Here is a 20176-nt window from a genome sequence, read left to right on the forward strand (position 1 = left end):
CCTGCGACGCAGGCTTGGCGCAAGAATACCCGCGCGCGCCTTGATGAGCGAGAGGAATTTGGCGGCGATTGGTTTTCCGGGCGCGCTAGTGCAGCGTCGCCTGGAAGCCGCCGGGGGCCTGCACGCGGAACTCGACCCGGTTGCGCCCATTGTGCTTGGCCGCATACAGGCGCTCGTCGGCGCTGCGATAGAGGTCGCTGAAAGCGAACGGCTGGTCGAAGGCGACCCCGCCTACGCTGATCGACAAGGCATGGCGCGCGCCGTCCGGCGTGAAGTCCGCCCGCGCCACCGCCTGGCGGATACGTTCGGCCACATCGGCGGCGCTGTCGGGCGCCTGGCCCGGCATGAACACGCAGAATTCCTCACCGCCCACCCGGCCGACGAGGTCGGTATCGCGTACCGTTTCGCGAATCGTCTTCGCGATGAGCTTCAGGGCCTCGTCGCCCTTCTGGTGGCCGAAATGGTCGTTCACCGCCTTGAAGTGGTCGACGTCAATCACGAGCAGCGCGCCACCGCCCCGGCGGTCGGATTCCTCGACCCGCTTGAGGTAGCCATCGACCAGTTCGGTGAAGGCGCGCCGGTTGAGCAGCGAGGTCAGGCTGTCGGTCGCCGCGACCGTCATCAGTTCCTTGTGGGCGATCGCCAGCTGGCGCATCTTGTCGAGCAACAGGAAGAAAAACGGCGGCGCCAGCACCAGCGGTATCACGACATTGTTCACCGGGTCGGCGCCCCAGCGCCAGCCGCCCGCGGCCACGTCATAGCTGTCGACCGCAAACGCGACCCCGATGCAGACCAGCGTGCCGACGGCCATCAGCGCGTAGACCCGCGCGCGGCCTTGCGCAGACCAGTCAAGCTTCATGAGGGCGCGCGCCTGTATCATATTCTGCAGAATGCACGATATTGCTTAAGGAAAGGCTGAGACGCGCCGGCCTGCCGCTGGGCGCTTCACAGGCCGGAAGGGCGCGCTTATACCGCCGGGACGGGTGGGTCCTTGACGGGGGTTGGGGTAGCTAGGCCTTTACGGCCCAATTCAAGCCCGCCATGTTGCGATCGGCCTCGCGGCCAGGATGGAGCCCTGATGCGAATTATGCTCGTCACCGACGCCTGGGACCCGCAGGTCAATGGCGTCGTGCGCACGATGAAGCGCATCATCGCCGAGACCGAGGCGATGGGCCATGTCTGGGAGATCGTGCATCCGGGCGCCGGCTTCATGACCATGCCGCTGCCGACTTATCCCGAAATCAAGATGGGCCTCTGGGGCCGTCCGCGCATCAGCAGCATCTTCCACGAGTTCGAGCCCGACGCGGTGCACATCGCCACCGAAGGCACGCTCGGCATGGCCGCCCGCGCGGTCTGCCTGACCGAGAAACACCCTTTCTCGACCGCCTATCACACGCGCTTTCCCGAATATGTTTCCGCGCGCCTGCCGGTACCGGTGAGCTGGGGCTATTCCTTCGTGCGCTGGTTCCACAAGTATTCCGGCAAGGTCATGGTCGCGACGCCGTCGCTGATGGCCGAGCTGGAAGGTCACGGCTTTTCGAACCTTGTCGCCTGGAGCCGGGGCGTCGACACCGAAACCTTCACGCCGCTCAAGCGCGTCGAGGAAGGCCAGCCCGGCGATCCCTTCGCGGGGCTCGCGCGCCCGATCTTCCTGTATGTCGGCCGTGTGGCGGTCGAGAAAAATATCGAAGCCTTCGTCGGGCTCAACCTGCCGGGCACCAAGGTGATCGTCGGCGACGGTCCGTCGCTGGAAGAGTTGAAGGCCGAGTACAAGGACGCCGTCTTCATGGGTGCGAAGTTCGGCGACGAACTCTCGACCATCTATGCGAGCGCCGATGTGTTCGTCTTCCCGAGCCTCACCGACACGTTCGGCCTTGTCGTGCTCGAAGCGATGGCCGCCGGCACACCGGTCGCCGCTTTCGATGCCACCGGCCCGCGCGATGTCATCCCCGGATCCGGCGCCGGCACGATCACGCCGCTGGACGGCGATCTCGCCAAGGGCGCCCTCGACTGCCTGTCGCTGAGCCGTGAAGCGGCGCGCGCCCACGCTGAAACCTATAGCTGGCGGGCCTGCGCCGAAGTCTTCCTCGAAAACCTGCAGCCGCTGCCGCCACCGCAGCGCCGCCGTTTCTGGCACAAGATCCGTATCCGCCGCCGCAAGGCGAAACCGGACGTGCCGGTCGCCTGACCTGACCTCCAGACACGAAGAAGCCCGGGCAGCTGCCTCAACAGCGCCCGGGCTTCGCCTTCTGGCGCCGGTTACGGCGTGGTGGTTGCGGCCGCTTTCAAAGTCGCAGCCGCTTCCTGCGCCTTGCCAAGTTCATCCGGGTGCAGAGGGATCAGGCCCTTCTCGATCAGGTAGCCATCTTCGCCGGCAGCGCCGTCGCTCACCGACTCGGTGACGAATTCGACGAGGCCAGGCACCAGCGGGATGTTCTGGTCCTTGACGTAGAAATACATCACGCGGGCGAGACCGTACTGGCCGGTGGTGATGTTCTCGAAGGTCGGCTCGATGCCGCCGAGATGGGCGCCTTTCACCCGGTCGCCGTTCTGCTCGAGGAAGGAGAAACCGAGCACGCCGATGGCGTCCGGCGACTTGACGAGCGACTGCACGATGGCCGTGTCGTTCTCACCGAAATCGACCCAGGCACCGTCCGTGCGGATCGTGTGGGCGTAGGCCTTGAACGCTTCCTCATCCGACTTCTTCAGCGCGGCGAGTTCCGGCACTTCCAGCGCGCCGAGTTCCATGCCGAGTTCGACGAAGGCATCGCGCGTGCCGGAGGTCGGCGGCGGGCCGAGCACGAGGATCGGCTTGGCGGGCAGGTTCGGCGCAACCTCGTTCCAGGTCTTGTAGGGGTTCGGCTTGAAGCCGCCGGCGCCGTCCGGAATGTCCTTGGCGAGCGCGAGATAGAGCTCCGGCTTGGTCAGGTCGAATTGCGGGCCTTCCTTGGCATTGCCGATGACGATGCCGTCATAGCCGAGCGGGATTTCGGTGATGCTGGTGACGCCGGCCGCGACGCACAGGTTGCGCTCGGAATCCTTGATCGGGCGCGAGGCGTTGGAAATCGACGGCTGCATCGGGCCGACACCCGCGCAGAATGCCTTGAAGCCGCCGCCCGTGCCGGTCGATTCGACAATCGGCGTGCCGAAGGAGGTCGTGGCGCCGAAACGCTCGGCGATGGTGCGCGAGAACGGGGCAACGGTCGAGGAACCGACGATCTTGATCTTCTGGTCGACGGCGGCCGCAGCGACGGGCGCAGCAGCCGAATCATCTTCCAGTTTCGACAGGTCGCTCTGGCCGCAGGCGGCCGCCGCCATGATTAACGCCGCCGGAAAGGCCGCTTTGACAAAGGACGTGAACATGGGGTCGTCTCCGCTTGGTTTGGCCCGCAATAACTGGGGATTCGGGCCTTCGCCATACGCGTGTTGCATGACGGTCTTGTAGAGGAAAAACGATACTTTTGTGACAGTCCGGACAGGGGCGAAATTTCTTCTTGCAACTCCGGGAATTATCTCCTATTTGACCCCTCGAAATTGATGTGGCGGACATCTGGGCTAACCCGATAAGGGGGGCCCCCTGTACTAACGCCCAAAGCTGGTTTGAAGCCCTTTGGAGGTTAGGTGTCATGCACACTTACGCGACCCCGTATAATATTGTGCGTTCCGAACAACCGGAACTGCCGGTCTATTGCTTCCGTCCGAAACGCGTGACGGCGGCTGCGCGCTGGTTCGTCGAGAAATTCCCGGCCCAGCCCTTCTATGCCGTCAAGGCCAACCCGGCCCCGCACGTGCTCGACGCCCTCTGGGACGCCGGCGTGCGCAGCTTTGACGCCGCCTCGGAAAAAGAGATCGCGCTCATCCACGGCCGCTTCCCCGGCGCGCGGATCGCGTTCCTGCACCCCGTGAAACCGCGTCACGCGATCAAGCGCGCCTACGAAAACTACGGCGTGCGCATCTTCGTCACCGACACGGTGGCGGAGCTCAACAAGATCGTCGAAGCCACCGGCCACGCGAAAGACCTGACCATTCTCGTGCGGATCGCTGTCTCGTGCGAAGGCTCGGCGCTGCCGCTCGCCGGCAAGTTCGGTGCCGGCCCGGAAGAAGCCGCTGAGATCCTCCGCCTCGCCCGCCGCCATGCGGACGAAGTCGGCGTGTCCTTCCATGTCGGCAGCCAGGCGATGAAACCCACCGCCTGGGCCCAGGCCATGGCCGATGCCAGCCGCATCATCATCGATGCCGGCGTGACCGTGGACATCGTCGATGTCGGCGGCGGCTTCCCTGCGATCTACGCCGACAAGGCGCCGCCGGAAATGGACGACTATGTCGCCATGGTGATGCGCTCGTTCGAGAACATGTTCGTGCTCGAGAACGCCGAACTCTGGTGCGAGCCGGGCCGCGCGCTGGTCGCCGAAGCCGAGAGCCTTCTCGTGCGCGTCGACCTTGCCAAGGGCAACACGCTCTACATCAACGACGGCTCGTACGGCTCGCTATATGATGCGGTGCACGAACGCTGGGACTTCCCGGTGCGCGCGATCGCCGGCGATGCCCGCAAGCTCGGCCGCATGGTGGAATACTCCGTGTACGGCCCGACCTGCGACTCGACCGACATGCTCGCCGAGAAAGTCTGGCTGCCCGCCGGCCTGACCGAAGGCGACTATATCGAATTCGGCAACATCGGCGCCTATGGCCGCGCGATGGCGACCCGCTTCAATGGTTTCGGCGAAGCCGACACCGCCATTGTGCAGGATGCGCCCTGGCCGACGCTTTACGGCTCGGTTGGTGCGGAAGTCGTCGCGTTCGGCGCCAAAGCGACGAACTGAATCTCAGGAAACCCGTAGCGTCTCAGGACGCGCGTGATGCCATCCGTCTCATCCGGCGGGCTGGTGAGGCTGGCTGTGCCTCCCTGCCCGCCGGAATGAGTATTCTCCGGCAGTACACGGATCGTCTGGCGCGCAATCGCGGCGCCTGAATCGATATAGGAAACGGGCCGCGGCGCCGTCGCGATCAACTGGCCGCGCACCAGCGGGAAGTGCGTGCAGGCCAGCACGATCGTGTCGATCGCCTCGCCGCCCTCGGCCTCGAACAACGGCGCCTGCGCCGCCGCATAGGCCTCGGGCGGCACATCCTCCCCCCGCGCATGCGCCTCGGCCAGCCTCACCAGCTCGAGGCTGCCATGCAGGATCACCCGTTTGCCGGCGGCAAATTCCTCGATCAGCCGCGCCGTGTAGGCCCGCCGGATCGTGCCCGGCGTCGCCAGCAGGCCGATCGTGCCGGTCTCCGTCAGCCGCGCCGCCGGCTTGATCGCCGGCACCGTGCCGACCACCGGGATGTCCAGCGCCGCGCGCACTTCCGCCAGCGCCAGCGTGCTCGCCGTATTGCAGGCAATCACGAACACATCCGGTTCGACCGCCTCGACCAGCGCCTTCGCCACCCTCGGCAGCCGCGCCCTCAGGGCCTCGTCCGACTTGTCCCCATATGGGAAAAACCCGGTATCGGCGGCGTAGTGAACGGACAGGCGCGGTCCCAGCGCGCGGATTTCGCCGGCCACTGTCAGCCCGCCCACCCCGGAATCAAACACCAGGACGCGCCCGCGTGCAGGCGAGGGTTCGAAGGTAAAGGGCATCGTTTCACTCATGGCTCGCGCGAATCTAGGCGCATTCCGGCGGGGCGCAATCGGGGCGACACCGCGGCCGGCCTGCGCCGGGTGGCATAAAACTTGTTGTGCAGCGCACAATCGAGGGTTAGCGTCGGAGGCTCAACGGATGGGAAAGCGCGAAATGATGGATTTCTGGCTGAGCTCCTGGCGGGCCTACACGACGATCACGGCGGCTTCGCTGGACAATCTGCTGACCATGCAGAAGGGCATGATGAGCCTGTCCTCGATCACCCTGTCGGACGGCTTCGACGGTTCGGACGAGAACTACATGCGCGAAGCTTTCCAACGCGCCGCCGATGCCAATGTGCGCCGCTGGTCGGACACAGCCGACATCCTGCAGGGCCTGCCGTCCTGGGTGCAGACGATGCACGCGATGCCGGGCACGACGCTCACCAACCTGTTCGACAAGGCCCGCCGCGGCTGAACTGATTCCGGCCCCATGGACTTGGCCCGCGCCCTGCTTTACCTCGGGGCATGACCCTTCCCCTTGATACATTGAAGACACTGGAACAGCGCCTGCTCTGGCTGGCGGCCTGGACCGTGCACAACGCCAATCACCTGCGCGACAAGGAAGACGACGACGTCAAGGTCGGCGGCCACCAGGCGAGCTGTGCGTCGATGGTGTCGATCCTGACCGCGCTTTATTTCCATGTCCTGCGCCCGGAAGACCGCGTCGCCGTCAAGCCGCATGCCGCGCCGGTGTTCCACGCGATGCACTACCTGATGGGCAACCAGACGCGCGAGAAGCTTGAAAACTTCCGCGCCTATGGCGGCGCGCAGTCCTATCCCTCGCGCACCAAGGACATCGACGACGTCGATTTCTCTACCGGCTCGGTCGGCCTTGGCGTCGCGGAGACCGCCTTCGCCTCGCTTATCCAGGACTACCTGATCGCTCGTCCGTGGACGGATCTTGGCTCCTCCAGGCGCCCCGCCGGCCGGATGGTCGCGCTTGTCGGCGACGCAGAGCTTGATGAAGGCAACGTCTATGAGTGCCTGCAGGAAGGCTGGAAGCACGGGCTTCGCAATACCTGGTGGATCATCGACTATAACCGCCAGAGCCTCGACGGCGTCGTCCATGAAGGCCTCTGGGCGCGCGTCGAAGCCATCTTCAAGGCGTTTGGCTGGCGCGTCGAAGTGCTGCGCTTCGGCGCCCTGCAGCGCGCCGCCTTCGAGGAACCCGGCGGCCAGCGGCTGAAGGACTGGATCGAGGCCTGCCCGAACTCGCTCTACTCTGCGCTCACCTATCTTGGCGGCGCCGCCTGGCGCAAACGCCTGCTCGACGATATCGGCGACCAGGGCCCCGTCACCGCGCTGATCGAGAAGCGCAGCGACGCAGAACTCAGCACCCTGATGAATAATCTCGGCGGACAATGCCTCGCCACCCTCTGCGACGCTTTCGACCGCGCGACGGACGAGACGCCCACCGTCTTCCTCGCCTACACGATCAAGGGCTGGGGCACGCCGCTCGCCGGCCACAAGGACAACCATTCCGGCCTGATGACCAAGGCCCAGATGGCCGAGTTCCAGAAGATGATGGGCATTGCCGAAGGCGCCGAATGGGAGCCCCTCGCCGGCGTGCAGAACCCGGGCGAAATCAGGAACTTCCTGAAGGATGTTCCCTTCTTTGCGGCCGGCCCCCGCCGCTACACGTCGCCCGCCGTGCCCTCCCCCGGCCCGGTCTTCCTCGACGACGAGATGCTATCGAGCCAGGCCGGCTTCGGAAAGATCCTCGACGCGCTCGCCCGCACCGACACCGAGCTGTCCCGCCGCATACTGACGACCTCGCCGGACGTCACCGTCTCCACCAATCTCGGCCCCTGGGTCAACCGGCGCGGCCTCTTCGCCCGCGAAAACGTCGCCGACACATTCCGCGACGAGAAAATTCCCTCCGCCCAGAAATGGAGTTTCTCACCCGAAGGCCAGCACATCGAACTCGGCATCGCCGAGATGAACCTCTTCCTGCTGCTCGGCGCGGCCGGCCTCTCGCATTCCCTCTTCGGCGAGCGCCTCATCCCGATCGGCACCGTCTACGATCCCTTCATTGCGCGCGGCCTCGATGCGCTGAACTATGCCTGCTACCAGGACGCGCGCTTCATCATCGCGGGCACGCCCTCCGGCGTCACGCTCGCCCCCGAAGGCGGCGCCCACCAATCCATCGGCGCGCAGCTCATCGGCATGAGCCAGGACGGCCTCGTCTCCTTCGAGCCCGCCTTCCTAGACGAGCTTTCGATCATCATGGACTGGTCGTTCGACTACCTGCAGCGCGACGGCGAAGGCGACCCCGACGAGCGCACCTGGCTGCGCGACGAGACCGGCGGCTCGGTCTACCTGCGCCTCTCCACCCGCCCGCTCGAACAGGTGCGCGTCTGGAAGCGCGACGACGACGCCTTCCGCCAAGGCGTCATCGACGGCGGCTACTGGCTGCGCCAGCCCGGGCCGAACTGTGAAGTCGTCATTGCCTACCAGGGCGTCATCGCGCCGGAAGCGATCAAGGCTGCCGCCCGCATCGGCGAAGGCCGCCGCGACATCGGCGTGCTAGCCGTAACCTCCGCAGACAGACTGAATTCCGGATGGACCGCCGCCCGCCGCGCCCGCGCGCGCGGCCAGCACAAGGCGAAAAGCCAGATCGAGCGCCTGATGGAAGGCGTGCCGCCGCACTGCCAGCTGATCACCGTCACCGATGGCCACCCCGCTACCCTCGCCTGGATCGGCGGCGTCAAAGGCCACGCCGTCACGCCCCTCGGCGTCGAACATTTCGGCCAGACCGGTACGATCCGCGACCTCTACCGCCACTTCCAGATCGACGCGGACGCCATCGTCTCGGCCGCCAGCCACCTGTCGCCGGGAAGGGTGCTTTAGGCTGCAGAGTCAGCAGACTTGGCTTTTTTCCGCCGGACAGATCAACCCGAAGTTTACTTCCATCCCCTATACCAAGGCATGCGCCGCCTTCTGCCCACAGCCTTGGACCTTGCGCCGACGCGCCGCTGGCGGCTTGCGGCGGGCCTCGCCGGTCTCTGGCTGGTCTTTGCCTCGACAGCCCTCGCCGCCCCCCAGGCGCTGGACCTCGCCGCGCTCGACCGGGCGCCTGACCTCAGCCTGCCCGCCGAGATCGTGACAGGCGCAGACCGCGCCCTGCCGCCCGAGGCGGTCGTCTCCGGCGCCGCCCCGCTCGCCTTCACCCGCCCTGCGGCCGCCGTGCCACAGGTCAAATCGCCGGACGGCGATGTCTGGATCCGCTTCCGCCTCACCAATTCTGCGCCCGCGCCGCGCAGCGGCATGTTTGTCATCAGCTTCCCCTATCTCGAACAGGTCGATCTGTTCGAGCCCCTGCCCGGCGGCCTGCTCGCCCGCAGCACCGCGGGTGCCGCCGCCCCAATTTCCGGCGCCGCGGTGGCGACCGGCTACCCCACCTTCCAACTGCTCCTCGGCCCCGGCGAGACGCGCGACTATTACGTCCGTGTCCGGAGCGATACCGTCCTGTTCTTCCCGATGCGGATTGTCTCGGCCAGCCACTTCTCTCACGCCATCACCCGCGATGCCCTGATCTGGAGCCTGATCGCCGGCACGGCGCTCGCCTTTGCGCTCTATGCCGTCTCGATGTCGTTCGGTCAGACGCGCTCGGCCTACCGTGCCTATTTCTGCTTCAGCCTTTCGGCCGCGGCCTATATCCTCATCTCGTCCGGCCTGATGCGCGCCATCTTCGGCGGCGCAGCTGGACTGGACCTGAACGCCCTCGTCTACGCCGCGCAAGCCGTGCTGATCGCCTTCGGCACGCTGTTCATCATCCGCTTCCTCGACCTTCGCCGCGCCGCCCCGCGCATCAATGGCGTCTTCCTCGTCCTCGCCGGCGTCGCCGCGCTCACGGGCCTCAGCGCCCTCCTGCCCGTCTGGCTCGCCCGCCTCGCCTACCTCGTCGCGACAGGTCTCGGCCCACTCATCCTGATCGCGGGCCTCGGCTGGCTCACCTTCCGCAGGCTGCCCGGCGCCCGCAACCTGCTCGCCGCGTGGACGCCCTGCTTCCTTGCGACGGTGTGGATCTACCTGCGCCTGTTCAACATCACGCCCTACCTGCCGATCAATCATTTCGTCGTGCCGCTTTCCTTTGCGTTCACGCTCGCGCACCTGTCGGCCATCCTCGGTGGGCGCGCGCGCCAGGCCGAACTCTGGGCCAACAACGACATGCTGACCGGTCTCGGCAATCGTCGCCTGCTGACCTCCGTTCTGGAGCTTGAAGCCCGCGAACCTTCCCGCCGCTACGGCGCCGCCATTGCCATCGACCTGGATGATTTCAAACCGGTCAACGACCGCCACGGCCACGCCGCCGGCGACGCCGTGCTCGCCGCGGTCGGCGAGCGCCTGCGCGCCGTGTTCAAGGGCAAGGGCGACGTCTTCCGGCTTGGCGGCGACGAATTCGTGGTCCTATGCTACCAGTCACTCAGCCGCATGGAGATCATCCAGCTCGCCGGCGACTACCTGCAGGAAAACCGCCAGCCGGTTGCATTCGAGAACGTGACGCTGCGCATTGATGCCAGCGTCGGCGTGGCCTTCCGCGCCGATCACGGCGACCTTGCTGCCATGCTGAAACAGGCCGATGTCGAGCTTTACGCGGTCAAGCAAGCGGGCCGCGGCATGGTGCGCATCGCTGACCAGCGCGTCTCCGAACGCCGCCGGCCACATCGCCCCTTCAAGCTTCTGCCGTCCGCCGGTATCTTCTTTGCACGGACGAATGATCACGGCCGGATAGCGGCCAATGACACCCACGGGAGTGACGAGCGCGCCCGGCGCTAGATCAGGATGTCGTAGAGGTCGCTCCGCCGGTCGCGGAAGAAGCCCCACGCCGCCCGCGCCTGATCGATCTGATCGAGATCAAAGGATGCCACCAGCACGCCCTGCTCGCTGCGCCCGAACTCCGCAGCGATCTCGCCCGTCTCATCGGTGATGAAGCTCGTGCCGTAGAACACCTGACCGCCTTCGTCGCCAATCCGGTTGGCGGCAACGACCGGGATGACGTTCGCGACGGCATGCCCCTGCATGCCCCGGCGCCAGCGCGCGGCCGTGTCGAGGCCGGCATCCTGCGGCTCGGCGCCAATCGCGGTCGGATAGAGCAGCGCGTCGGCGCCCATCATGGCCATCGCGCGGGCCGCCTCCGGGAACCACTGGTCCCAGCAGATGCCGACGCCGATGCGCCCCTTCAGCGTGCTCCAGGTCCGGAAGCCAGTGTCGCCGGGCCGGAAGTAATACTTCTCCTGATAGCCGGGGCCATCCGGAATGTGGCTCTTGCGATAGACGCCGAGCGGCGTGCCGTCCGCATCGATCATCACCACCGAATTGAAATAGTGCGGCCCGTCCTTCTCGTAGATCGAGACCGGGATCACCACGCCCAGCTCGGCCGCAAGCTCAGCCAACTGACGAACCGCCGGATGCTCCTGCCATTCCATTGCCCGGGCGAAGTGTTCCTCTTCCTGCGTTTTGCAGAAATACACGCCGCAGAAGAGTTCCGGCGGCAGCACGACGTCTGCGCCCTTCGCCGCGGCTTCGCGGACGAAGCCGGCAACGCGGTCGATATTGTCCTGCACGTCATCGGACGGTGCGAACTGGATGGCGGCGAGGGTCAGCGTGCGGGGCATGGAAAGGCCTCCTTCAGGCGGGGATTTCGCGGGTCATGCAATGGAAACTGCCGCCGCCGGCAAGGATGCCGCGTGCGGAAAGACCGATCACCTCGCGCGCCGGGAACAGCGCTTTGAGCTCGGCCAGCGCCACCGCGCTGAACCGGTCCTCGTAAACCGGCACCAGCACGGCGCCATTGGTGATCGTGAAGTTCATGTGGCTCGCCGGCACCGGCACGCCGTCTCCGAAATGCACGCGCCCCGGCGACGGGATGGTCGACACCATCAGGCCTGCTGCCGCCAGCGTGCGCTCGATCTCGCGCAGCACGTCCGTGTTCGGATCATCCTCGTCCGCAGGGTGCTGGCACAATACATGCCCCGGTCCGATGAACCGCGCGATATTGTCGACATGCCCGTCGGTATGATCGTTCGCCAGCCCGTCGCCGAGCCAGATGATCTCCTCCACCCCCAGCGCCGCGCGCAGGTGGCCCTCGATCTGGTCGGCGTTGAGCTTCGGATTGCGGTTCGGGTTCAGCAGGCACTGGCGCGTCGTCAGCAGCCGGCCCTCGCCGTCCACATCGATGCCGCCGCCTTCCAGCACGAAATCATGCACATGCGCGCCGAGGCCCTCGTGCAGCGCCAGCGCGGCCGCCGTGTCGGAGTCGCCGTCCATCAGGTACTTGCCGCCCCAGCCATTGAACCGGAACACCTGCGCCTGCCGGTTTGCCCCTGCCCCCGTGATGATCGGGCCGGTATCGCGCAGCCAGATGTCGCCGGTCGGCAGGCTTACCCGCTCCGCCGCCGCGCCGGTCGCCGCCAGCGCCGAGGCCATCGCCTCGTCCGAGCCGATGGCCAGCTTCACCTTCACATGCGCCGCCGCCGCGTGAACGAAAGCCGCAATGTCGGCGCGCGCCGCCGTGAGGTCGCCGCCCCACTCTTCGGCAAGGCGCGGCCAGCCCGCCCAGAGGGCGGCCTGCGGCGCCCATTCGGGCGCGAGGAAGGGATTTGGTCCGGTCATGTTGCGCTGCGCCTTGCCATAGCTTCACCCAAAGGAAAAGGGCGGCCCCGAAAGGCCGCCCTTCATATGGTGTGTCCGAGCGGAATTGCCGCTTAGAACTTGTACTTGATGCCGAAGCGGATTTTCCACAGCGACGGGTCAACCACGATGGCGTCGTTGTCGACGGCCGAGTTGAAGGCGCTGATCACGTACTGGTTCGAGCCGTTGATCGTGGCCGTGTAGAGCTCTGCGTTGCCCGGGAAGCCGTGCTCGCGCGAGATGCCCCACTCGTCGTTGATCAGGTTACCGAGGTTCTCGATGACCATGTAGACCTGCGTGTGGTCTTCCTTGCGAAGGCCCGGAAGGTCTTGCGACAGGCGCAGGTCGAACGTCGTCCACCAGTCATCCGCAGCGATGTTGCGCGGCGCGATCTGGCCACGGTAGTCGTTGAGGATGTCGTGGCTGGCGATGAAGTCGTTCAGCGCAGCGACAGCGGCAGCGTTGGAAGCCGCAGCGATCAGCGGGTCGTTCACGCCGGTCGGGATGTAGGCCAGCTGGCGGCTGTTGGCGAACGAGTTCGGTTCGAACAGCGTGTTGCGGGCGAAGGTGTAGCTGTAAGGCGCGCCTTCGTTGGCCGATCCGAACAGCGAGATCCGCGACGTGTAATCGCCGATGAAGTCGTGCTCGTAGTCCAGTTTCAGGGTGAAGCGGTGAGCGACTTCGTAGTCGGTCGTCGCGGTCGGGATGTTGACGGCGTCGAAGGTAGCGAAGTTCGAGAAGTTCGAGAACGCGACCGACGAGGTCATCGGGTTGGTATCCACGGCGTCCGTGTAGGCATAGCCCAGCGACCAGTCGAAGCCGTTGTCATAGTCTTTCGACACGGCGATCGAGTAGACTTTCGCGCTGCCTTTGTTTTCGGCGTTGGTCAGCATGAAGTCGTTGGTGTTGCTGGTGCCGCGGTAGATCGGACGGCCATCCGGGCCGACGCCCGACTGGACATAGCCCAGCGGAACGACAATCGCGGATTCGTTGGTTTTCGACAGCAGCATGTCAGCCTGGACGCGCAGGTCATCGCCAAGCAGCGGCAGGCCGGTGTCGACGTTGAACACGCCGCCGAAGGCGACCTTCCACTCGGACGGGATCTTGAAGTCCGGGTCGAGCGCGTTGACGTTGCCGACGCCCGAAGCGTTGGTGACAAAGTCGATGGCCGTCTGCGGCACGTCGAAGAACGGGCTGCCACCGGTCGGGTAGACATCCGTGTTCACGTTGCCCGACGTGATGACGTAGTCGGCCAGGATGACGCCGTTGTTGGAGTAGTTGTTCGACAGCCAGACGTTCGGGTTGCCGCCAGAGAACAGGCCCACGCCGCCGTGGAACTTCACGTCCGGATTGACTTCCAGGTTGAAGCCGATGCGCGGCTGGATGATGCCTTCGCCGTCCAGCGTCTCATCGTTGCGGAAGCCGTAGCGCGTCTCGAAAGCCGCGTTGTAGGCCGGGGAATCGCTGGTGGTATAGTAGTCGTAACGGATACCGGCAGTGATGTCGAAATTGTCGGTGATCTGCCAGTTGTCCTGCAGGTAACCGGTGGTGATTTCGTAGCCGAACGAAGCAGCGGCGTCGTTGGGGTCGTTGGTGCCGGCCGAGTTGGTGTAGTTGAAGAAGTTGTAGTCGCCGGCTGCGAATGCCGCCTGGCTTGCGAAGCGCCATTCACCCAGCGACTGCTGGACGAACAGGTTGAACACTTCGAACTCTTCACGCTCGACACCGGCGGTCAGCAGGTGGTCACCGACCTGCCAGTTGGCAGCGGCCTTGTAGTTCATCAGGTCGTAGTTCAGCTTGTTCGAGTGACGGCTGTCGTCAGCGCCGAGGTAGATCGTCGTGGTGCCCGGGAACAGGTCGCGCGTGACGCGGATCTGCACTTCGCCGAAGGCGTCGTAACCGGCAACCGGAACCTGGCTGTTGTCGAGCTGCAGTTTCGAAGCGCGCAGCTCGGTGTTGAAGTTCGGGGTCCAGTCAGAGAACAGGGCCGCCGTGTAAGATTCCAGCTGCGAGGTGCGCTGGTAGTAGTGGTTGCCGTCAGCGATCTGCGAGGAGCTGGAGTCCGACGGGAAGAAGTTGTTGCCTTCGTTCTGCGTGTAGGTGAACTCGGCGCGCTGGGTGTCGGTGATGTTCCAGTCGATCTTCGCGAAGATCTTCTCGTCTTCCACCGCGGCCGAGGTCGGCAGGCCGCCCGAGACATAGCCATACTGGTTCACGGCCGTCGCGATGATGCTGTCATACAGCGCCTGCGAGATGCCGACATCTTCCGAGGTCTGGCCGAAGATGTTGGCGCCTTCGTATTTCTCGTAGGCACCGAAGATGAACAGCTTGTCCTTGATGATCGGGGCGCCGACGTGGATGCCGTAGCGTTTCTCGTCGAAGTCGCCGAGGTCACGCTCGATGCCGTCCGTGCTATCGCCGGTCAGGGCGTCGCTCGAATAGTCGTAGAACAGACCGCCGTGGATCTCGTTCGTGCCGCCCTTGGTGACGGCGTTGATGTTACAGGCGGTGAACGAACCGTACAGCACGTCGAACGGAGCCAGTTCGACCGACACCTGCTCGATGGCGTCGTACGAGAACGGGATGCGCTCGGTCGGGTAGCCGTTGGTGTTCAGGCCGAAGTTGTCGTTGAGGCGGACGCCGTCAACGGTCAGCGAGTTGTAGCGGGTGCTCGCACCGGCGCACTGGATACCGTCCGAACCGGCGGCGCCGCCAGCGTTCGGGTCGATGTAGACGCGCGGGTCGAGGCGGATGATGTCCTTGACGTCGCGGTTGATCGCTGGCGAGTTTTCAAGGGTCGCGAGGTTGAAGGTGGAGGACGGGCCGGTCGCGACTTGCGCGATCTGGGCGGCGCCGGTCACGACGACGGTGTCGAGGCGTGCCGTGTCGTCGGCCGCGGCGGTGACAATGTTGACAACCGACGTGTCGCCGAGGCTCGTGTAGACGTTCTCGACGCGGCTGGCGGAGACGCCTTCACCGGTGACGGTGACGCTGAACGGGCCGCCGATGCGCAGGTTTTGCGCGGTGTACTGGCCGTTCAGGCCGGTCGTGGCGGTCGTCACGGTGCCGGTCGGCTCGTGGACGATCGTGACGGTTGCGCCGGCAACGGCCTGTCCGGCCGAGTCGGTGACGACACCGCGTGCAGACGACGTGGTGACTTGTGCATGGACAGCCGCAACAGGTGCCAGCGCTGCGATGGCAGCAATGGACGCGGTGCGCACGAAAAAGTTCTTGATCATGGTGTCTTCCCCGAAGTTGTAGACCCTACCGGTGCGCCCTCGTGCCGCCCCGGTTTCCGCTCGGCCTTAGCCCCGCTACATGACAGTTAAGTGACAGACAATTGAAGGTTCTGCTGCGGGTGCAAAACGACGTGTTGTTTTTTCGTTGCGATGCAAAAATGACACGCCTGTGAGCAGGAACTGGCCAGTTGGGCCGCAAACTGAGTTGTAATTTTCCGCGCGCATCCGCCATAAGGGGGAATTCAACCCGAATCGATCATGCCAGCCGCACTTCGCCTGCCAAGAAGTCCCGAAGCCCGGCTGGTGCTGGGGTCACTCGCCCTGCTCCTGGCGGTGCGGGCTGCGGCCGTGCTGACCTCACCGCTTGATCTGTATGCGGACGAAGCGCAGTACTGGCGCTGGTCGCAGCACCTCGCCTGGGGCTACTATTCCAAGCCGCCGATGATCGCCTGGGTCATCCATGTGATGACCGCGCTGTTCGGCGATTCGGAATGGTCGGTGCGCCTCGCCGCGCCTTTCCTGCATACAGTTGCCGCCGGCTTCGTCTTCCTCGCCGGACGGGCGATGTTTTCAGCAAAGACAGGGGTTTACGCCGCACTCCTGTACGCGCTGATGCCCGCCGTCACGCTCGCCTCGAGCGTCCTGTCGACCGACGGCGTGCTGATGCCCTTCTGGTGTGCGGGCCTGTATTTTGCCTGGCGCCTGCGCAGCGGCGCGGGCCTCGCGGCCGCCGCCCCCCTCGGCCTCGCCCTCGGCCTCGGCATCCTGTCGAAATACGCGATGCTCTATTTCCTCATCGGCCTCGCCCTCGCCTGCGCGGTCGATGCGCCGATGCGCCGGGCCATGCTCTCCCGGGCCGGCGCCGCCGCCCTCGCCGTGATGGCCGTGGTCGTCGCGCCGCACTTCGCCTGGAACGCCGCCAACGATTTCCAGACCGTCGGCCACACGGTCGACAACGCCAATCTCGGCGGCGACCTCTTCCACCCTGAAAACGCTCTGACTTTCCTCGCCGACCAGATGGGGGTGTTCGGCCCGGTCAGTTTCCTCGCCCTGCTCGCCGGCCTCGCGGGCTGGCGCCTGAACGGCGGCAGCGACGCGGCGCCCGGCCGCTGGCTCCTCTGTTTCGTATTGCCCGTGCTAGTCTTTATCCTCGGCCAGGCAGTCCTGTCGCGCGCCCACGCCAACTGGGCCGCCACCGCCTATCCCGGCGCCGGCCTGCTGCTGGCCAGCTGGTTTGCCCGCCGCCCGGCCGTCCTCTGGGCAAGCCTCGCCGTAAACGCGCTCGTGGCCGTGATCTTCCTCGTCGTCCCGCAGCTTTCGCCCGCCCAGACGCGCGCGCTCGGAATCGACAATGCCCTCAAGCGCACCCGCGGCTGGGACATGGCCGCCGAACAGCTGTTCGCCGAAGCCGAACGCACCGGCGCCACCGCCGTGCTGGTCGACGAGCGCGAAGCCTGGCACGGCCTCGACTTCTACGGCCGCGACCGCACCGTTCCGCTGATCTCATGGCGGCGCTATCCGGGACCCAAGAGCTTCTCCGAACGCCAGCCGCTCGACGAGACGAACACCGGCCGCGTCCTGGTCGCCTCGCTGCATCCCGGCATGCGTCCGAAGCTGCGCAGTGATTTCGAAAGTTTCGAGCCCGCCGGCCAGATCCGCATTGACCTCGGCGCGCGCGGCAATGGCTGCCCGATCACGCGCGTGCTCCAGCTCTATATCGCAACCGGCTACAATCCCCCCGCCCGCACCGCGGAGTGGGAAGCGCTCTATGCGAACCAGAAGGAATTTCCCGAGCCACCCTGCCCGGCAAAGGACTAGGCCTCAGGAGCCTTTCGGCGCCTTGCCCCAGAGTTGCTCGACCCGGGCATCGCGGCCACAGGCGCTGCGATAGAAGTCATACTTCACGGCGCTGCGGATGTGGTAATCCTGATGGTAGTCCTCGGCCGGCCAGAACGCGCCGGCAGGCAGCACCTCGGTCACCACGTCCCGCTTCAGCACCTTGCCGGCATCATCCAGCACGGTCTCGGCCGAGTCGCGCTCGCCTTGTCCCGACACGAAGATCGCCGAGCGATAGCTCGTGCCCTTGTCGCAGAACTGGCCTTTCGCGTCGGTCGGATCGATATGGCGCACGAAATACTGCGCCAGCTCGTCGTAAGAGACCTTCGCCGGATCGTAGGTAACCTTCACGGCCTCGTAATGTCCGGTGTCGCCGCGCGTGACCTGCTTGTAGGTCGGGTTGTCGACATGACCGCCGGTATAACCCGAGATCGTCTCGATCACGCCGTCGACCTTGTCGAAGTCGGCTTCCACGCACCAGAAGCACCCGCCCGCGAACACGGCCGTCGCCACGCGCGCCGGCGGGTCGTCGAACCGGCGGTCTTCCGCGCCGGCGCTCGAGAAGAACGCAAGGCCGGTGGCCAGGACGCCGGCGGTGATGGCAATGACAAAGGCGGGACGCTGCATGGCTACTCGGAACTCACATTCAGGGACGGGAGGCTATCATGCCCGGATTGGGAAATAGTTGCGGAGTCCGGGTGAATGAAGACTGTATGGACAGCGAAATCGCAATTCTCACGGCCATGTGACCAAAATGCGACGCGCTATGCCGGATTTTCAGTCAGTACCCGGACTCTTACGCGGGCCGAACGCCCCTCTGCGTCGACGGCGGTAACCTGGTAGAAACCCGGCTGGCGCGGCTGCCAGATCGGCGCGCCCGCGTCGTCGCGCTCGGTCGGCGTCCCGTCCACATACCAGCTCAGCGCGCCCTGCCCGCGCCCGGCCAGCACGAACGGCCGCCCCGGCTGCCCGTTGACCGGACCCGCCCAGAGCTGCGCGCCCTCCGGCGGGAACAGGATTTCCGGCGGACGCTCGGCGGTCAGCTGGCGCTGCGCACCTTTCGATTTTTTAATCGGCTCGGTCGTCAGGCGCGCCCGCGACTCCCCGTCATCGCGCAGATGGTGCGACACCCTGTCCGCCATCTCGAACAGCACCGGCAGCGCGCCGTCCCGCCCGGTCACGCCGGTGCGCGGTGCGCCGTCGGCACGGCCGATCCAGACCACGATCACATGGTCGCCCGACACGGCCGCCGCCCAGGCATCCCGGAAGCCGTAGGACGTGCCGGTCTTGAACGCGATCTGCGGCGCGCCCTGTGTCAGGCGGCCCGGCATGCGGCCCGCAGGCGCCGGCGAACCCTGCAGGATACGGATGATCTCCGCCGCGCTCGCCTCGCCCATCAGCCGCCGGCCCGGCGCCTCATAGTTGGCGCGCTCCTCGTCGGCGCGGAACACCAGCGGCTTGGCCACGCCGCCATCGCCCAGCGCCGCATAGAGCAGCGCCAGTTCCCGCTCGGTCAGCCCCGCCCCGCCGAGGGCCAGCGCGAGGCCGGCGCTGTGCCCGGAGGCGCCGCTATAACGCGGCCGCGCACCGGCCATCGCCAGCTGCGCCGAAAACCGCTCCGTCCCGATCCGGTCGAGCATCAGCACGGCCGGTATATTCAGCGAATGCTGGAGCGCGTCGGACACGCGCACATCGCCCCGGAACATCCGGTCGAAATTCTCCGGCTGGTAACCCGCAAACTGGTGCGGCAGGTCTTCCACGCGCGTATCCGCCGAGGCGATGCCGTCGTCGAAAGCCATGCCATAGATGAACGGCTTCAGCGTCGAGCCCGGCGAGCGCGAGCGGTTGGTCAGGTCGATCCACCCGCCCGCGCGGTCACGCGAGGCCGAGCCGACCAGCGCGCGCACTGCCCGCGTCGGCACATGCACCACGATCGCCGAGACCTGCACGTCGGGGCCTTCCGCCTCGGCGCGCGTCAGCGCGATCCGCTCAAGCTCCGCCTGCAGGCCGGCGTCCAGCGTCGAGCGCACGTCCTCGCGCCGCCCGCTCGCCAGCACCGCATCCGCGCCGTGCCAGGCCCGGTCCGGAAAATCCAGCCGCCGCGCCGGCACCGGCAGCGCCGCCACCTCCTCGGCCTCTTCGGGCGCAAATACGCCATAGGTGCTCAGCTTCGCCGCCACCCAGTCGCGCGCCTTCTTCGCCTGCGCCGGCCGCCGGTCCGGACGGCGCACCTCAGGCGACTGCGGCAGCGCGATCAGTAGCGCAATTTCATCCGACGACAGATGATCCGCCTCATGCCCGAAATAGCTCCAGCTCGCCGCCCGCACCCCTTCCAGGTTGCCGCCATACGGCGTCAGCGTCAGGTAGAGCTCAAGAATCTCCTCCTTGCTGAACCGCCGCTCCAGCTGGTTCGCCCGCCACAGCTCCACCAGCTTCGAGCCGATATTGCGCGGCCGCGGCTCCAGCATCCGCGCGGTCTGCATCGTGATGGTCGAGCCGCCCGACACGATCCGCCCCGCCGCCGCGCTGTCGATCACCGCGCGCGCCATGCCGGACCAGTCCGTCCCGTGATGGCGCCAGAACCGCTTGTCCTCCACCCGCACCAGCGCGTCGAGAAAAGCCGGGTCCACGTCCTCCAGCCTCACCGCAAACCGCCAGCGCCCGTCCGGCGCCGCAAATGCCCGCAGCGGCTTGCCGTGCCGGTCGGTCACCAGCACCGAGTTGACGTGCGCCCGCGTCAGCGGCGGCGGAAACAGCGCGTCCAGCAACAGCATCGCTGCCACGAGGCCCACCAGCCCCGCCA

14 protein-coding genes are annotated in these 20176 nt (G+C 66.1%); 6 read left to right on the forward strand and 8 right to left on the reverse strand.

The genetic code is table 11. From position 1 onward, the window contains the following. Positions 1 to 85: 85 nt before the first annotated feature. The gene (locus IPK75_02700) at positions 86 to 880 is read right to left on the reverse strand and encodes a GGDEF domain-containing protein (GenBank protein ID MBK8197254.1); all 795 of its coding nucleotides are present in this window, start codon (positions 878 to 880) and stop codon (positions 86 to 88) included. A 195-nt stretch (positions 881 to 1075) separates the two neighbouring features. On the opposite strand from IPK75_02700, the gene IPK75_02705 reads away from it, so the two are divergent. After that, complete coding sequence (locus tag IPK75_02705; protein MBK8197255.1) at positions 1076 to 2188, forward strand: glycosyltransferase family 1 protein; 1113 nt, start codon at positions 1076 to 1078, stop codon at positions 2186 to 2188. 71 nt (positions 2189 to 2259) lie between these two features. On the opposite strand, the gene IPK75_02710 is transcribed toward IPK75_02705, so the two are convergent. Next, entirely contained in the window at positions 2260 to 3363 is a 1104-nt protein-coding gene (locus IPK75_02710) for a substrate-binding domain-containing protein (GenBank protein ID MBK8197256.1), read from the reverse strand. Positions 3364 to 3626: 263 nt separating this feature from the next. On the opposite strand from IPK75_02710, the gene IPK75_02715 reads away from it, so the two are divergent. Continuing rightward, positions 3627 to 4820: a type III PLP-dependent enzyme gene (locus IPK75_02715; GenBank protein ID MBK8197257.1), complete on the forward strand. Its 1194-nt coding sequence runs from the start codon at positions 3627 to 3629 to the stop codon at positions 4818 to 4820. Here IPK75_02715 and IPK75_02720 read toward each other — a convergent pair. Continuing rightward, positions 4766 to 5635: a glutamate racemase gene (locus tag IPK75_02720; GenBank protein ID MBK8197258.1), complete on the reverse strand. Its 870-nt coding sequence runs from the start codon at positions 5633 to 5635 to the stop codon at positions 4766 to 4768. The genes IPK75_02715 and IPK75_02720 overlap by 55 nt on opposite strands. Before the next feature lie 127 nt (positions 5636 to 5762). On the opposite strand from IPK75_02720, the gene IPK75_02725 reads away from it, so the two are divergent. The 3 genes from IPK75_02725 to IPK75_02735 all read left to right on the forward strand — a co-directional run bounded on the left by IPK75_02725 (position 5763) and on the right by IPK75_02735 (position 10444). Next, positions 5763 to 6080 (forward strand): hypothetical protein, encoded by a 318-nt coding sequence (locus IPK75_02725; GenBank protein ID MBK8197259.1) that lies wholly within the window; start codon positions 5763 to 5765, stop codon positions 6078 to 6080. Between the two features lie 50 nt (positions 6081 to 6130). After that, positions 6131 to 8515: a transketolase gene (locus tag IPK75_02730; GenBank protein MBK8197260.1), complete on the forward strand. Its 2385-nt coding sequence runs from the start codon at positions 6131 to 6133 to the stop codon at positions 8513 to 8515. Positions 8516 to 8593: 78 nt separating this feature from the next. Further along, complete coding sequence (locus IPK75_02735; GenBank protein ID MBK8197261.1) at positions 8594 to 10444, forward strand: GGDEF domain-containing protein; 1851 nt, start codon at positions 8594 to 8596, stop codon at positions 10442 to 10444. Here IPK75_02735 and aguB read toward each other — a convergent pair. From aguB to IPK75_02750, 3 genes are all read right to left on the reverse strand, one after another. Beyond that, positions 10441 to 11283: an N-carbamoylputrescine amidase gene (gene aguB, locus IPK75_02740; GenBank protein ID MBK8197262.1), complete on the reverse strand. Its 843-nt coding sequence runs from the start codon at positions 11281 to 11283 to the stop codon at positions 10441 to 10443. The genes IPK75_02735 and aguB overlap by 4 nt on opposite strands. A gap of 13 nt (positions 11284 to 11296) precedes the next feature. Further along, positions 11297 to 12280, reverse strand: coding sequence for an agmatine deiminase family protein (locus tag IPK75_02745; GenBank protein MBK8197263.1), 984 nt, complete (start codon positions 12278 to 12280; stop codon positions 11297 to 11299). A gap of 92 nt (positions 12281 to 12372) precedes the next feature. Continuing rightward, the gene (locus IPK75_02750; GenBank protein MBK8197264.1) at positions 12373 to 15537 is read right to left on the reverse strand and encodes a TonB-dependent receptor; all 3165 of its coding nucleotides are present in this window, start codon (positions 15535 to 15537) and stop codon (positions 12373 to 12375) included. Between the two features lie 258 nt (positions 15538 to 15795). Between IPK75_02750 and IPK75_02755 the strand changes: the two genes are divergently transcribed. Further along, positions 15796 to 17355, forward strand: coding sequence for a glycosyltransferase family 39 protein (locus IPK75_02755; GenBank protein MBK8197265.1), 1560 nt, complete (start codon positions 15796 to 15798; stop codon positions 17353 to 17355). Between the two features lie 3 nt (positions 17356 to 17358). On the opposite strand, the gene msrA is transcribed toward IPK75_02755, so the two are convergent. Continuing rightward, entirely contained in the window at positions 17359 to 18000 is a 642-nt protein-coding gene (msrA, locus tag IPK75_02760) for a peptide-methionine (S)-S-oxide reductase MsrA (GenBank protein ID MBK8197266.1), read from the reverse strand. A gap of 137 nt (positions 18001 to 18137) precedes the next feature. After that, positions 18138 to 20147, reverse strand: coding sequence for a penicillin-binding protein 1C (gene pbpC, locus IPK75_02765; GenBank protein ID MBK8197267.1), 2010 nt, complete (start codon positions 20145 to 20147; stop codon positions 18138 to 18140). Positions 20148 to 20176: the final 29 nt, after the last annotated feature.

The organism is Acidobacteriota bacterium (assembly GCA_016712445.1).
Lineage (GTDB): Bacteria > Pseudomonadota > Alphaproteobacteria > Caulobacterales > Hyphomonadaceae > Hyphomonas.